The organism is Rhizobium sp. NLR8a (genome assembly GCF_019685235.1).
Taxonomy (GTDB): Bacteria; Pseudomonadota; Alphaproteobacteria; order Rhizobiales; family Rhizobiaceae; genus Rhizobium.
Genome location: NZ_JABDWI010000006.1, coordinates 307,028 through 320,999, shown reverse-complemented (window position 1 = coordinate 320,999; position 13,972 = coordinate 307,028). Strand labels below are relative to the sequence as shown.

General features: G+C 61.0%; 11 protein-coding genes. All 11 read right to left on the bottom strand.

The window, feature by feature from the left end; genetic code table 11:
- Window positions 1–11: 11 nt before the first annotated feature.
- Window positions 12–1,607, bottom strand: coding sequence for a phosphoglycerate dehydrogenase (gene serA / locus HJC04_RS13830; protein ID WP_221146464.1), 1,596 nt, complete (start codon window positions 1,605–1,607; stop codon window positions 12–14).
- A gap of 85 nt (window positions 1,608–1,692) precedes the next feature.
- A complete protein-coding gene (locus HJC04_RS13825) occupies window positions 1,693–2,871 on the bottom strand; it encodes a phosphoserine transaminase (protein ID WP_210629947.1) in 1,179 nt (392 codons plus the stop codon).
- Window positions 2,872–3,060: 189 nt separating this feature from the next.
- Window positions 3,061–3,897: an outer membrane protein gene (locus HJC04_RS13820; RefSeq protein ID WP_210629946.1), complete on the bottom strand. Its 837-nt coding sequence runs from the start codon at window positions 3,895–3,897 to the stop codon at window positions 3,061–3,063.
- 259 nt (window positions 3,898–4,156) lie between these two features.
- A complete protein-coding gene (glmM, locus tag HJC04_RS13815; RefSeq protein ID WP_210629945.1) occupies window positions 4,157–5,509 on the bottom strand; it encodes a phosphoglucosamine mutase in 1,353 nt (450 codons plus the stop codon).
- A 242-nt stretch (window positions 5,510–5,751) separates the two neighbouring features.
- Window positions 5,752–7,683 carry an ATP-dependent zinc metalloprotease FtsH gene (gene ftsH, locus HJC04_RS13810; protein ID WP_210629944.1) on the bottom strand — a complete coding sequence of 644 codons (1,932 nt, stop codon included), beginning with the start codon at window positions 7,681–7,683 and terminating at the stop codon, window positions 5,752–5,754.
- Window positions 7,684–7,781: 98 nt separating this feature from the next.
- On the bottom strand, window positions 7,782–9,242 hold the full coding sequence (gene tilS, locus HJC04_RS13805) for a tRNA lysidine(34) synthetase TilS (protein WP_221146463.1): 1,461 nt from the start codon (window positions 9,240–9,242) through the stop codon (window positions 7,782–7,784).
- A gap of 11 nt (window positions 9,243–9,253) precedes the next feature.
- Window positions 9,254–10,237 (bottom strand): tol-pal system protein YbgF, encoded by a 984-nt coding sequence (gene ybgF, locus HJC04_RS13800; RefSeq protein ID WP_221146462.1) that lies wholly within the window; start codon window positions 10,235–10,237, stop codon window positions 9,254–9,256.
- A 159-nt stretch (window positions 10,238–10,396) separates the two neighbouring features.
- Entirely contained in the window at window positions 10,397–10,933 is a 537-nt protein-coding gene (gene pal, locus HJC04_RS13795) for a peptidoglycan-associated lipoprotein Pal (protein ID WP_210629941.1), read from the bottom strand.
- A 152-nt stretch (window positions 10,934–11,085) separates the two neighbouring features.
- Window positions 11,086–12,396 (bottom strand): Tol-Pal system beta propeller repeat protein TolB, encoded by a 1,311-nt coding sequence (tolB, locus tag HJC04_RS13790; RefSeq protein ID WP_221146461.1) that lies wholly within the window; start codon window positions 12,394–12,396, stop codon window positions 11,086–11,088.
- Window positions 12,397–12,416: 20 nt separating this feature from the next.
- A complete protein-coding gene (locus HJC04_RS13785; RefSeq protein ID WP_221146460.1) occupies window positions 12,417–12,830 on the bottom strand; it encodes a hypothetical protein in 414 nt (137 codons plus the stop codon).
- Window positions 12,831–13,970 (bottom strand): cell envelope integrity protein TolA, encoded by a 1,140-nt coding sequence (locus HJC04_RS13780; RefSeq protein WP_221146459.1) that lies wholly within the window; start codon window positions 13,968–13,970, stop codon window positions 12,831–12,833.
- Window positions 13,971–13,972: the final 2 nt, after the last annotated feature.

The window sequence follows — 13,972 nt, the reverse complement described above, 5'->3', positions numbered from 1 at the left end:
AGGAAGGAAACTCAGTCGATATTGAAGGTCAGCAGCTTTGCCTGGCGGATCGCCTGGTGCGCCGTCAACTGCGTGAGCACGCCATCATCCACCTCGCCGTCGACATAGAGCAGCGCAATTGCGTCGCCACCCTGCTTGTCGCGGCCGAGCTGGAAGTTGGCGATATTGACACCGGCAGTGCCGAGCGTCGTGCCGATGAAGCCAATCATGCCGGGGACGTCGGTATTGGTGATGTAGATCATGTGCGAACCGACATCGGCATCAAGGTTGATGCCCTTGATCTGAATGAAGCGCGGCTTGCCATCCGAAAACACCGTGCCGGCGACGGAGCGCGTCATGCTTTCGGTCGTCACTGTCAGCTTGATATAGCCATCGAAGACGCCCGTCTTGTCGCGCTTGACCTCGGAAAGCACGATGCCCTTTTCCTTGATCATGATCGGCGCGGAAACCATGTTGACGTCGGCGACCTGCGGGCGGATCAGGCCCGCAAGAACCGCGCTCGTCAGCGCCCGCGTGTTCATATTGGCGGTCACACCATCATAGAGGATTTCGATTTCCTTGATCGGCTCCTCGGTGACCTGCCCGACGAAGGCGCCGAGAACGTCCGCAAGACGGATGAAGGGCTTCAGGATCGGCGCTTCCTCAGCCGTGATCGACGGCATGTTGATGGCGTTGGAGACCGCGCCGTTGACAAGGTAGTCCGACATTTGTTCGGCAACCTGCAGCGCGACATTTTCCTGCGCCTCGGTCGTCGAAGCGCCGAGATGCGGCGTGCAAACGACGTTCGGCAGACCGAACAGCGGGCTTTCCTTGGCGGGCTCGACTTCGAAGACGTCGAAGGCGGCACCGGCGACGTGGCCGGACTTGATGGCTTCGGCAAGTGCCGCTTCATCGACCAGGCCACCGCGGGCGCAATTGATGATGCGCACGCCGGGCTTCGTCTTTGCCAGCGCTTCCTTGTTGAGGATGCCGCGCGTCTTGTCGGTCATCGGCACGTGCAGTGTGATGAAATCGGCGCGGGCGAAAAGCTCGTCGAGTTCGACTTTGGTGACGCCCATCTCCTCCGCGCGCTCCTTGGAAAGGAACGGATCATAGGCGACGACATGCATCTTCAGACCGATAGCGCGGGAGCAGACGATCGAGCCGATATTGCCGGCGCCGATGACGCCGAGCGTCTTGCCGGTGATCTCGACGCCCATGAATTTCGACTTCTCCCATTTGCCAGCCTGCGTCGAGGCATCGGCGGCCGGAAGCTGGCGGGCGACGGCGAGCATCAGGGCGATGGCGTGTTCGGCGGTCGTGATCGAATTGCCGAAAGGCGTGTTCATGACGATGATGCCGCGGCGCGAGGCGGCCGGGATATCGACATTGTCGACGCCGATGCCGGCGCGGCCGACAACCTTGAGGTTCTTCGCCCCTTCGATGATCTTTTCCGTCACCTTGGTGGCTGAGCGGATGGCCAGACCATCATATTTGCCGATGACTTCGAGCAAACGGTCCTTGTCCTTGCCGAGCTGGGGTTCGAAATCGACTTCGACGCCGCGGTCGCGGAAGATCTGGACGGCGGTTTCCGACAATTCGTCGGATACGAGAACGCGAGGTGCCATTGTGGCCTCCTTCAAAAGTGTTCAGCGATGAATGAAAATGGAATGCTGGGCTCCGCCGGACGTGGCGAAGCCGGACGCGATCACGTCAGGCGGCGGCCTGAGCAAGCTGCGCCTTCTGCGTTTCGAAGGCCCAGGAAAGCCAGGGCATCAGCTTCTGCATGTCGGACGCCTCGATCGTGGCGCCGGCCCAGATGCGCAGGCCCGACGGCGCGTCGCGGTAATGACCGATGTCATAGGCGACACCTTCCTTTTCCAGGAGGCCGACGAGGCCTTTGGCGAAATTCGCCTGGCCGTCGTCATCGAGCGCCGTGATGTCCTTGTCGACGATCTTCAGGCAGACGGAGGTGTTGGAGGCCGTTTCCGCCTTGACGGCGAGATTGGCGATCCAGTCGTTTGCCGCGACGAAATCGTGGATGACCTTGGCATTGGCATCGGCACGAGCGATCAGGCTCTGAAGACCGCCGAGCTCCTTGGCCCAAAGCAGCGCATCGATATAGTCCTCGACGCAGAGCATCGACGGCGTGTTGATCGTCTCGCCCTGGAAGATGCCTTCCGTCAGCTTGCCGCCCGAGGTCATGCGGAAGATCTTCGGCAGCGGCCAGACCGGCGTGTAGGTGGTGAGACGCTCGACGGCACGCGGCGAGAGAATGATGACACCGTGGGCCCCTTCGCCGCCCAGCACCTTCTGCCAGGAGAAGGTGACGACGTCGAGCTTGGCGAAATCGAGCTCCTGGGCAAAAGCGGCCGAGGTGGCGTCGCAGATCGTCAGACCCTTGCGGTCGGCAGGAATGAAATCGGCATTCGGGACGCGCACGCCCGAGGTCGTGCCGTTCCAGGTGAAGACGACGTCGCGGTCGAAATCGACGGCGGAAAGATCGGGAAGCTCGCCGTAACCCGCTTCGAGCTTGCGCACATCCTTGAGCTTCAGCTGCTTGACCACATCGGTTACCCAGCCGGCGCCGAAGCTTTCCCAGGCGAGCATGTCGACGCCGCGTTCGCCGAGCAGCGACCAGAGCGCCATTTCGACGGCGCCGGTGTCGGAGGCCGGAACGATGCCGATGCGGTAATCCGCCGGCACTTCGAGAATTTCACGGGTAAGGTCGATGGCCTGCTTGAGCTTGGCCTTGCCGACCTTCGCACGATGCGAACGGCCGAGGGCCGCGTCGGAAAGGGCTTCGAGCGACCAACCGGGGCGCTTCGAGCAGGGGCCAGAAGAAAAATGGGTATTGTGCGGACGGATGTCCGGCTTTGCGGTCTTCGCCATGATGCTATCCTCTCAGATAGAAAGCCCTTCGTTGGGGAAGGGTGTCCCGCCGCCGTGTGTATGGATCGGAAGCTTCATAGTCAAGATCGAAGTGTCGCAAGCTGTAGATATTTTGACCCAGGCAGGGTGGCGAAAAATGAAAAAGCCGCCCGGAGCGGGGGCGGCTTCTGATGCGATGGCTTGAGAGGCTTACTTGTAGACCGGCTGCTGCAGCGGGATTGCCGGCGGCTCGTAGGCGACCGGCTGAGCGCATCCGCCAAAGAGGTAGCGGCCACCGACGCGGACTTCATGGGCGCTGAGGCCCCTGTCGCGGCCCGGACCGCCATTTTCGGCATAGCCGAACATGTTGCCGCCATCGATATGCAGGTATCGGTAGCCGACATCGGCCTTGAAGTTGCAGGTGACGTCGACCGAGGCGCCGGCCATGAGGGCGTAGGTGAAGCGCCAGTTGCCCTTGCCGCCGTGGGTGACCTCGTCGTCGCAGAAGCTGCCGTCATCGGCGCAGGCGACATTGCGCAGGTTTTTCCACTTGACGTAGGAGCCGCCGATACCGGCGCCGACATACGGCGTCACATAGCCGTAGGTGCCGAGATCGACATAGGCGTTGGCCAGCAGCGTATAGGCGGTCAGCGAAGAGCGGTCGCGCGAGGTGCAATCCACCAGCGGGAAGCCGCACTGCCCGGATGTCGAGCCATTGAAATCCGCCTGGGTGAGATAGTCGAAGGTCAGATCGGTGCGCAGATAGCTGTTGATCTGATAACCGACACCGCCGCCAACCGTCCATGCGTCGTCGACATCGGCGTCGTCGAAATCGACCTCCGTGGCGTTGCTGCCTTGGAAATAGCGCGCGCCGCGCAGATCGGTGAAGGCATAACCGACGTCGCCGCGCAGATACCAGCCGGTCGCTTCGGCAACCGCCACCTCCGGCGGCTGTTCAGGGATGGGTTCGGCAGGGGCGAGATCCGCGGAATAGGCGTTTGTCGCTATCAACAATGCTGCGAGGATGCCGGACAAGCTTCTCTTCATGGATTTCACTCCAAAATCCCGTTGCGTCGGCAGGCTCAGTCGCTGCCAATCTGATACGCTTGGCATGGATAATGAATTGAAAACGTTAAAAGCTGCTTAACCACGCTTATTTACTTTGATTTCAAGCATCGAAGTCGCATGAAACAGAAGATCGACTGCGTCGGAAAATGGTTTGAGCAGAGATACATGCCGCCGACGTGCACAACAAAAAAGCCGGCGCTCACGCACCGGCCCTTTGATTATCTGTTCACACAGAGTGTCAGGCAGCGGTCCGGACATTCGAGATCATCCCGATCAGCTCGTTGACGATGCGCTCGATCTGAGTGCGGTCGTCGCCCTCGGCCATGACGCGGATCAACGGCTCGGTGCCCGAAGGCCGGATGACGAGGCGGCCGTTTCTGGCGAGCTCGGCTTCGGCATCGGCAATCGCCTTCTGTACCTGAATATCCTCCAGCGGCTTGCCGCCGCTGATGCGGACATTGCGCAGGAGCTGCGGCACCGGCTCGAAGCGCCGGCAGACTTCGCTGACGGTGCGGCCGGTGCGCTTGACCGCGGCAAGGATCTGCAGCGCTGCGACCAGACCGTCGCCTGTCGTACCGTAATCCGAAAGCACGATGTGTCCCGATTGCTCGCCGCCGACATTGTAATTGTGCTGGCGCATATGCTCGACAACGTAGCGGTCGCCGACCTTTGTGCGGGCAAGCGCCATGCCGCGTTCGTCGAGGAAACGCTCGAGGCCGAGATTGGACATGACAGTGGCGACGATACCGTTGCCGCGCAGCTGCTGGCTCTCGGCCCAGCTCTCGGCGATGACGGCCATCAGCTGGTCGCCGTCAACGATCGAACCGTTCTCGTCGATAATGATGACGCGGTCCGCGTCGCCGTCGAGCGCGATACCGATATCGGCCCGAACCTCATCGACTTTCTTCTGCAATGCGACGGGACTGGTGGAACCGCAATTGAGATTGATATTGGTGCCGTTCGGTTCGTTGCCGATGGTAACGACATCGGCGCCGAGCTCCCAGAGCACGGCGGGCGCCACCTTGTAGGCAGCACCATTGGCGCAATCGATCGCGACCCTCAGCCCTTGCAGCGTCACGTCGCGCGGCAGTGTGCGCTTGGCATGTTCGATATAACGATCATGCACGCCGTCGACGCGTTTGGCGCGGCCGATATCGTCGGACTTGGCAAGCTGCGCGTTCAGATCCTTTTCGAGCAGGTCCTCGATCTCGGCTTCGATGTCGTCCGAAAGCTTGTAGCCGTCGGGGCCGAACAGTTTGATGCCGTTATCTTCATAAGGATTGTGCGAAGCGGAGATCATCACGCCGATATCGCAGCGCAGCGAACGCGTCAGCATGGCGACGGCAGGCGTCGGAATCGGGCCGAGAATGAAGGCGTCGAGGCCCGCAGCCGTGAAGCCTGCCACCATGGCGTTCTCAAGCATATAGCCGGAAAGGCGCGTATCCTTGCCGATGACAACGCGATGACGGTGGTTGCCCCGGCGGAAGATCGTGCCGGCGGCGATGCCGACCCGCATGGCGAGATCCGGCGTCATCGGGAAGACGTTGGATTGACCGCGAATACCGTCCGTACCGAAATAGCGTCTTTTCATCTGCACTCCTGCGCTTTGGCGCGCCATTCCAGGCAGCGCATCGTTCCAAGCAAATCCGGCTTCAGTGGATTGTCGTCAGTCCAGGAGCGTGATTCATGCTTGCTTCTCTTCAGCGGAATGCCACAAATTGCGGCAATCGGCACGTAAATTAGCGAGAAAAATGATTATATCCCGTTACCAATAAAAAAGGCCGGATCTCCCATAGCGGAAATCCGGCCTGTTTTCGAGATGCTGTCACAGCTTCAATGCGGCTGCGGTTCGAGACCGGCTTCGGGCTCATCACCCTTGGTGGCAGGCCGCACGCCGGCCTTCGGAACCGCCGATCCACGGCTCGGCGGCGAATCGTCGCCGAGATCGCGGGAGGGCTTCTCACCGCGGATCAGCGCCTTGATCTCATCACCGGTCAAGGTCTCGTATTCGAGCAGACCTTCGGCAAGGGCGACGAATTCGTCGTGCTTTTCCGTCAGGATCGTTCGGGCCTGCGAATAGGCTTCGTCGATCAGGCGGCGCACTTCGTTGTCGATCTTCTGCGCGGTCGCCTCTGAAACATTCTTCGACTGCGAAACCGAGTGACCGAGGAAGACTTCCTGCTGATTCTCGCCATAAGCGACCTGACCGAGCTGATCGGAGAAGCCCCACTGCGTGACCATGGCGCGGGCAAGCTTGGTGGCCTGCTCGATGTCTGAAGACGCGCCTGAAGTGATGTTCTCCTTGCCGAAGGTGAGTTCCTCGGCGACACGGCCGCCCATCATGATGCAGAGGCGCGAGACCATCCATTTGTAGCTCATCGAGTAGCGATCGCCCTCGGGAAGCTGCATGACCATGCCGAGCGCACGGCCGCGCGGAATGATCGTCGCCTTGTGCAGCGGATCGGCAACAGCGACGTTAAGCGCGGTGATGGCGTGGCCGGCCTCGTGGTAGGCGGTGAGCTTCTTCTCCGCTTCGGTCATTGCCGAGGAACGGCGCTCGGCGCCCATCATGATCTTGTCCTTGGCGTCCTCGAACTCCTGCATGGTGACGACACGCTTGTTGCGGCGGGCAGCCATGAGGGCGGCTTCATTGACGAGGTTCATCAGATCGGCACCGGAGAAACCGGGCGTGCCGCGGGCAAGAACCTTGAGATCGACATTCGGCGCCAGCGGAACGTTGCGGGCATGCACTTTGAGGATGCGCTCCCGGCCGACGATGTCGGGGTTCGGCACCACGACCTGGCGGTCGAAACGGCCGGGACGCAGCAGCGCCGGGTCGAGGACGTCGGGGCGGTTGGTGGCGGCAATCAGGATCACGCCTTCATTCGCCTCGAAACCATCCATCTCGACCAGCAACTGGTTCAGCGTCTGCTCGCGTTCGTCGTTGCCACCGCCGAGACCGGCGCCGCGATGGCGGCCGACGGCATCGATTTCGTCGATGAAGATGATGCAGGGCGCATTCTTCTTCGCCTGCTCGAACATGTCGCGCACGCGGCTTGCACCGACGCCGACGAACATTTCGACGAAGTCGGAACCCGAAATGGTGAAGAAGGGCACGTTGGCTTCGCCGGCGACAGAGCGGGCGAGCAGCGTCTTACCGGTGCCCGGAGGGCCGACCAGCAGCACACCGCGCGGGATCTTGCCACCGAGACGCTGGAACTTCTGCGGATCACGCAGGAATTCAACGATTTCCTCGAGATCCTGCTTGGCCTCGTCGACGCCGGCGACGTCTTCAAAGGTCACCCGGCCATGCGCTTCCGTCAGCAGCTTGGCCTTGGACTTGCCGAAACCCATCGCGCCGCGGGAGCCGCCCTGCATCTGTCGCATGAAAAACAGCCAGACGCCGAGAATGAGAAGCATCGGCAACAGCGTGCCGAGATAGCTCAAAAAACCCGAAGAACCATCCGTTTCTGGACGGGCGGAAACCAGCACATTCTTCTGCTGCAGGCGATCAAGCAGGCTGTCGTCGATGACAGGCGAATAGGTCTGGAAGGTGGAGCCATTTTCAACATAGCTTCCCGAGACACGGTTGCCCGTGACCACGACTTCCTTCACACGGCCCGCATCAACCTCACGCAGAAACTGCGAATAAGGGATATCGCGGGAACCCGTCTGCGCCGGCGCCGTCTGAAACATGCTGAAAAGGGCGATCAGCAGAAGCGCGATGATCGCCCACAATGCGAAATTACGTAAGTTAGGGTTCATTGAACTCCCCAGCACTGCAACAGCCGCCTCATGGCGACCGTCTTAATTAGGTTCTAACATAGGGTTGCGCCGCGCTATTGCCAAGGCAATCCCCCAAGTCAGATGGTTTTTCCGTCAATACTTCTTAAAGGCAGCCCCGCATAGGGCGCCATCGCGAAAACCGCCGAAAGCCTGTCGGCAAAGATGAAATCAAATCGTGTCAAAAAGCGGTCGAAGGGTGCGAAATAGGGCGTCAATTCAACCATTGAAGCGGATTCTGGAGATAAATAGGCTCCATCTGAGGATAAGGCGGGCGCCGACTCGATTACGCGTTTCCATGCGGATTTGGGAAGCCCCCTGTCCCGCCCTCCCTCATTCCTGTGCCCGTCACAGGATTCCAGCGCGTCCAAGTCCTTGGGCGCAGAAGACTTGTTACGCATCGATGAGTCATTCGCCGCGCCGACTCGCGGCGGCTGGATTCCTGTGACGGGCACAGGAATGAGGCCGGAGCGCGTGGCCTGAGCTTCCACCCTCATGGTCGTTCGTAGCCGGTTTTCAACACGGAACCTCCCATCCCAAACCCCAGCCTCCCCCGGCCGCAACACCAGCGGCATTATCCCCCGGTTCTCCCGCGCCAGATAAAGCCCATCGCACCTGAGATCGAACACCACTCGGCCGGTGGTCATCCGTCCCGGCTTGCTGCCGGCGGCGAATGCGAGAACACGGTCCATCTGCACCCTGCCCGGCGCGAATGGCTGCCCGCCGAACACGGCTGTCAGGCGGCCGAGCGTATAGTCGAGGACCGCATGGTCCTGCCGCAACCCGTCGGGCATTACCTGCCCAAGCACGCCGCCGTGAAGCTGGAAATGACAATCCAGCCACTCGGCGGCTCGAGACGACAGGGCCAGCCTTTCTTCCCAGACTGCGCGAATATCCGTCTCCGCCGCAGGACCGGCAGACAGCTGCCGGCGCATCCGCACACGCTCGTACTTGGTATCCTCATTGCTCGGATCGTCGATCCACCGCACGCCCCGCGCCCGCAGGAAAGCGCGTATATCTGCCCGCGCGACAAAAAGAAGCGGCCGCAGGATCCAGAGGCGCCGGTCGAAGAGCACGGCGTCGGCGATACCGCTCGAAAGTTGCTCTGTTCGCATCCCGCGCATCCGCAGCGTTTCACGCTGGTCGTCCAGCGTATGGCCGGTGACGATAAGATTGGCGCCGAACGCTTCCGCTGCCTCGGCCAGAAGGCTGTAACGGGCTTCGCGGGCCGCAGCCATGATGCCGGTTTTCGGCTTTTCGCCTTGCCATGTCGAGATAATATGGGGAATGCCGAGGGATGCACAGAGGGCTGCGACCTCTCGCGCCTCGTCTGCGGAGCCGGCGCGTAGCGCGTGGTCGACCGTCGCGGCACAAAGGGAAATTTCAAGATGGGGCGCGGCCTTCACGGCTTCATCGAGGAGGAGAAGCAGGCCGCTGGAATCGCTGCCGCCCGAGATCGCGACGAGAATACGCGCAGGACTTCGAAGCGATGCGAGAAACTGAAGGATTGCCTCTCGAGGCGATGCGGCTTCCGGAGACATTCCGGAAGACCTCAGCAGGCGAGGCGTTTCTGTTCGCTCGCAACCTTGCTTATGACGGCGCGTGACGCCTTGGGATAACGCTTCGAGACTTCGCGCAGGGTCGCGCAGGCCGTCTCTTTATTGTCGAGGGCCGCAAGCGACATGCCGAGCTTCAGCAGCATTTCCGGCGCTTTTTCCGAGCTACCGTATTTCTGATGCGCGTTGAGGAAAGTCTTGGCCGCCTCGTTGTATTTGCCCTGTGAATAAAGCGCCTCGCCGAGCCAGAAATTGGCGTCCGCCGCCCGCGCACTGCTCGGGTAACGGGCGATGTACTGGTTGAATTCCTGCTCGGCCGTGCCGTAATCGCCTGACAATACGTGGCCGTAGGCTGACTTGTACTGATCCGCCTCGTTGCCGAGCGAGGCCGTCTGCTGCGGCGTCCCGCTATTGGGAATCGGGGCGGAACCGATAGTGGCGTTTTCGTCGACGCTTCCGCCGATCGCGTTGCCGTTCTGATCGAAGTCGATCGAGCCGAGCTGCTTCGGAGGCTGGCCGAGGCCGGTATTACTGGGCACATCGGTGGAGGGAGCCGTTTCGGCCCCCTGCGGTGCTTGGATCACCCTGGCGACGTCGTCGCTCCCGGACGCTGCCGGAGCGACATCGGTCTCGCTCTTTTTGACCGGAGCCTTGGCGCCACCGCCGCCGCTACCGGTTTTTTCGAGCTGCTGGAAGCGGAATTCATTGTCTTCCTGCTGCTTGCGGATCGTCTCCTGCATCTGCAGGAGCTGAAAGCTCATCTCCTCGATTCGGCCGTTCAGCTGCCGCATTTGCTCTTCGAGCTGCTGCACACGGATTTCCGCGTCCCCGCTCTGCACCCTGACGACGGGAGGGGCCGGCTGCTGTTCCGCGGATCGGCCGCCAAGATGCAGCCCGAAGAACGAGGCCGAGTAAGCCGCTCGTTCGCTCCCGGTCATAGCCGCCAGGCACAGCATGCCTGCCACGACAAGTTTCTTCATATGTATCGTCCTGTCCCAGTGATTCTTCGCGCCGTGAGGCACGAACAGGAGATTTTTCCAATTGCTGTCAAAAAGCAACGGAGTCTGGCCAAAGTGTGGTCAAAAAGAAAAGGCGGCCCCGGATGGGACCGCCTCCGTAAAACCAATTATAACTGGAAATTACATGCCGGCGCCGCCGAGCACGGTGACCGCGCGGCGGTTCTGCGACCAGCAGGAAATATCGTCGCAGACGGCGACCGGCCGTTCCTTGCCGTAGGAGATCGTCTTCATGCGCTGCGCCGGAACGCCGCGCGAAGCGAGGTAGTCCTTGGTGGCAGCAGCGCGACGGGCGCCAAGGGCGAGGTTATATTCGCGGGTGCCGCGTTCGTCGGCATGGCCTTCAACGGTGATCTGGTAGTTCGGATAACGGCCGAGCCACTGTGCCTGACGGTCGAGCGTCTGAGCGGCATCGGCGCGAATCGACGTGGAGTCGGTATCGAAAAAGATGCGGTCACCGACATTGACCGTGAAGTCCTGGGTCGAGCCCGGCGTCGCGGCGCCTGCGCCGAGACCCATGTCGCCGGCGCTGTTCGGCATGCCGCCGTTCTTCTTGTTCGCGCAGCTTGCAAGCGCGAGACCGGCGACAAGCGCGATCATGACGGGGTTGCGGGCAAAATTCTGCATACGGCTCATTGCCGGGGTATGAATTCGGCTCATGGCCGGTCTCCTTGCGAGTTCATCAGGGTTTCCGGACAGTAACCGCACTCGGTTAACCGCCCCTCAAAGATTATGGTTAACAATTTACTGATTTGTCCCGTGTCGCCCGGTTTCCACGACTTTGAGGCGACATAAAGGCATTGATGCACTCGCTACTCCAGCAGCGGCGACCATGCCGGGTCGGAAGCATAGCTCGGCGTCTTCACCAGCTGCTCGTTATAACCGGTCAGATCAATCGAATAGAGTTGCGGGCCACCCGCGCCTGCCGCCTGGCGGAAGAACATCAGCACACGGCCGTTCGGCGCCCAGGTCGGGCCTTCATTGTGGAAGCCGGACGTCAGGATGCGCTCGCCCGAGCCATCCGGCTTCATCACGCCGATCGAGAACTTGCCGCCGGACTGTTTGGTGAAGGCGATGAGATCCCCGCGCGGCGACCAAACCGGCGTCGAATAGGAGCCGTCCCCGAAGGAAATACGGGTTTGGCCCGAGCCATCGGCGTTCATCACATAGATCTGCGGCTTGCCCCCTCGGTCGCTTTCGAAGCTGATGCGTGCACCGTCAGGCGAATAGGAGGGCGAGGTATCGATCGCCGCCGTCGAGGTCAGCCGCGTCGTCGTGCGCGAGCGCAGGTCCATCGTATAGATGTTGGAATTGCCTTCCTGCTGCAGGCTCATGATCACCTTCTGGCCATCCGGCGAAAAGCGCGGCGAGAAGGTCATTCCGGGGAAGTTGCCGACAACTTCGCGCTGCCCGGTTTCGAGCTGCAGCAGATAGACGCGCGGTTGCTGGTTGGCGAAGGACATGTAGGTGACTTCTTGCCGGCTCGGCGAGAAGCGCGGCGTCAGCACGAGGTCGCTGCCGTCGGTCAGCGTCCGCACGTTGAAACCGTCCTGGTCCATGATTGCGAGCTGCCGCTTACGCTGCTGCTTGGTCCCCGATTCAGAGACGAAGACGACGCGGGTGTCGAAATAGCCTTCCTCACCGGTGATCTGCTTGTAGATTGCGTCGGCGATGATGTGGGCCACACGGCGCCAGTTCTCCGGCTGCGTATAGAACTGCTGCCCGGTCATCTGCTGCCCGGCGAAGGGATCCCAGAGACGGAATTCGGCCCGAAGACGTCCATCGGCCTCCTGCGTCACACGGCCGGTGACCAGCGCCTGGGCGTTGATGACCTTCCAATCTTCAAACCGCGGCGCGGCATCGGGGTTGGAAATCTTCTCAATGAAGGCGCTCTTGTTGATCGGTGCGAAAAGGCCGGAACGCTGCAGGTCGGCGGCGATCACCTGCGAGACCTGCGCACCCATATCGCCCTGCAGGAAGTCCGTCACCGCAATCGGCAGCGGCTGAACGTTGCCTTTTCGAATGTCGAGGGTGACGAGCGCATTGGCCGGCGTCGCAAAGACGGCAGTGGTCGCCAGACCGACTGCGACCAAAATGGCGCGGAAAAAGGAACACTTTGTCATACCAAACAGCCTTTCAGCATCTATGGAATCAGATCGCTGGATTCGAAGTGCAGGACGACTTCCCTCCAGGATTCGTATTTTTCTTTCGGGAGCATGGTGAATGGCGCGGAACGCGGAACAGCGCGGAGAGCCGCAGCCGACAGGCTTTTCCGAGCCGCTTCGGTGCCGCCCGAGGCTGTGACCTTGGGTGAACCAACGATCGCGCCAGCCTTATCGTGCCACAGGTGGATTGTAATCACGACTCCGCCGTCCCTCGCCTGCCCGGGAGGAACATTGAACGAGGAAGCGATTGCGTGCTGCAAATCCCCGGCCGAGTTGTCGGAGATCGACGGATCGACCGGTTGCGCCAACGCTTCAGGTGCACAAGCCAGAACCGTTCCAAACCTGATGGCGGCCGCAATAGACTTGTTGCCATGGGACAGGTCCATCAGCATCTAGATTCCCATGCTGCTTGGATCGAAGTTAAGGTCGAACTCATTCCAAGCGTCATACTTGTCCTTCGGAAGCATCGAGAAGGGTGCGGATTTCATGACGGCTCTGTATGCGCCGCTTTCCAGCGCACGGCGTGTGGCATCGCTGCTGCTGCCGCCCGATGACTCGACTTCCGGCTGGCCGATAATGTTGCCATCCCTGTCGAGCTTCATATGCACCTTGATGACCATGCCAGAAAGGCCTTCCATCCCCGGCGTGACAAGCCAGTTCCCCTCGATCAAGCCGCGCACAGCATCTTCTTCGCTCTGGCTGAGTTTCGAGCCACCATTGCTCTTCTTCGCACCGAGCGATGCCTCCTGCGTCGAGCGCTTGGCGCCGCCAGCGGAAGGATCGGTCTTGTTCAACAAGGCCGAAATCTCGTCAGCATTGAAATCGCTCTTCATCGTCGAGGCCGATTTCGCCACTTCCTGCTTTTTGTCGGCCTTCTTCTTGTCCGTCGGTTTTTCCGCAGCCTTCGGCTCGTCCGCGGGCTTTTCCGGCGGCTTTTCGGCCGTCTTCTGCGGTTCCGGCGGCTTTACCTGCGGCTTGACGACCGGCGTCGGCACCTTGTCCGGCAAAGCTTCCGCATCCGGCTTCGGCGGCTCTTCGGGCTTGGCCTGCTCTTCCGGCGGTTTTTCCTCCGGCTTCGGCGGCGTCACTTCAACGGGCTTCGGCGGCGGAATGGAGGCAACCTCCTTCGGCTGATCGACCTCAGTCTCTTCCTTGTTGACTTCCTTGACATCGTTCGGATTCGGATCGGTCGTCGGCAGTGGCTTCTCGCTCGAATTCGCTGCCGCAGCCTCCGTATTACTCGGCTTGGCGTTCGGCACCGGCGGCGTCTTCAAGTCGACATTGTTGTCGCCGGCGTTTTCGGCAGGCTGCGAGATCGGCGGCCGGCTCGTCGGCACGGGCGCGGACGTCTCCTTCTTCGGAGCCTTCTTGTCGCCTTGCTGCAACTGGGTGATGGATTCCACCGGCACGAGATCGACCGGCATCGCTTCGAAATCCTCGACCTTGAAGGATTCCGGGGCGCTCAAAGACACCATCGCCCAGGTGAGCACCAGGCAATGCAGAACAGCAGATGTGACGACGCTGGTCTTCATCT

Bases quoted from the DNA above. Each gene is read 5' to 3' on its own strand.
- HJC04_RS13825 (WP_210629947.1), bottom strand. From the start codon at position 2,871: ATGGCGAAGACCGCAAAGCCGGACATCCGTCCGCACAATACCCATTTT.
- serA (WP_221146464.1), bottom strand. From the start codon at position 1,607: ATGGCACCTCGCGTTCTCGTATCCGACGAATTGTCGGAAACCGCCGTC.
- tilS (WP_221146463.1), bottom strand. From the start codon at position 9,242: ATGTCTCCGGAAGCCGCATCGCCTCGAGAGGCAATCCTTCAGTTTCTC.
- ftsH (WP_210629944.1), bottom strand. From the start codon at position 7,683: ATGAACCCTAACTTACGTAATTTCGCATTGTGGGCGATCATCGCGCTT.
- ybgF (WP_221146462.1), bottom strand. From the start codon at position 10,237: ATGAAGAAACTTGTCGTGGCAGGCATGCTGTGCCTGGCGGCTATGACC.
- HJC04_RS13785 (WP_221146460.1), bottom strand. From the start codon at position 12,830: ATGCTGATGGACCTGTCCCATGGCAACAAGTCTATTGCGGCCGCCATC.
- pal (WP_210629941.1), bottom strand. From the start codon at position 10,933: ATGAGCCGAATTCATACCCCGGCAATGAGCCGTATGCAGAATTTTGCC.
- tolB (WP_221146461.1), bottom strand. From the start codon at position 12,396: ATGACAAAGTGTTCCTTTTTCCGCGCCATTTTGGTCGCAGTCGGTCTG.
- HJC04_RS13820 (WP_210629946.1), bottom strand. From the start codon at position 3,897: ATGAAGAGAAGCTTGTCCGGCATCCTCGCAGCATTGTTGATAGCGACA.
- HJC04_RS13780 (WP_221146459.1), bottom strand. From the start codon at position 13,970: ATGAAGACCAGCGTCGTCACATCTGCTGTTCTGCATTGCCTGGTGCTC.
- glmM (WP_210629945.1), bottom strand. From the start codon at position 5,509: ATGAAAAGACGCTATTTCGGTACGGACGGTATTCGCGGTCAATCCAAC.